Here is a 748-nt window from a genome sequence, read left to right as displayed (position 1 = left end):
ATCAGGCCGCATTGGCTTACCAGCTTTGCGCTGGTCTGATGCAAGAAATCTTTGCGCCGATTGGCAATTCGGCGGTGTTCCGCCGCCAGCGCTTTCACTGCCTTGCGCCGGTTGTTCGAGCGCTTGTTGGGCTTACGGCTGACCGCCTGCTGCAAGGTCTTGAGCCTTTGTCGTTGGGCCGCATCGAGAAAGCGCGGGTTTGGAACGGGATCATTGCCGCCATCGGAATCAACCACGGTGGCGAAGGTTTCCAGCCCCCAGTCCACGCCCACAGCCTTGTTGCCGCTGGCTCGGTCGGGACTGCACTCGACGGTAACGGACAAATACCATTTCTCAGCCTTGTGCAGCACCTCGGCGGTTTTGGCTTCGCCCACGGTGCGGGCTTGTCCCCTCATTCGCACCATGCCGACGCCGGACAGGCGGACGTGCCCGTGTTTCATGCCGTCGCCGGCCAGCAATTTCCATCCGTCGCCGTGTGTCTTGTATCCCCAGCCACTGAACCGCTGGAGCGGTTTGAAACGCGGGAAGCCCGGCGTTTCGCCCGCTTTCACGCGACGGAAGAAAGCGGCAAAGGCCAGATCGAGCCGTTTTAACGTCACTTGCAAGGATTGGGCATTCACCTCCGCCAAGGCGGGAACGTGCGCCCGCCACTGGGTTAGTGCCTTGCACTGACTGGCAAAGTTCAGTGATGTACCTTCTGCCTGATACGCTCGTATGCGTTCTTCCAGCGCGGTGTTATACACGCGCT

Annotated in this window: 1 protein-coding gene; it reads right to left on the bottom strand. The window is 60.4% G+C overall.

Annotated elements, in window-relative coordinates:
• Positions 1 to 748, bottom strand: a 748-nt coding sequence (locus ACYVJG_RS12905; RefSeq protein ID WP_460431413.1) for an RNA-guided endonuclease InsQ/TnpB family protein, incomplete at both ends; no start/stop codon positions are given.

The organism is Aquaspirillum soli (assembly GCF_054781915.1).
The sequence above is the reverse complement of the archived record's forward strand: the minus strand, read 5'-3'. Positions and strand labels throughout refer to the sequence as shown.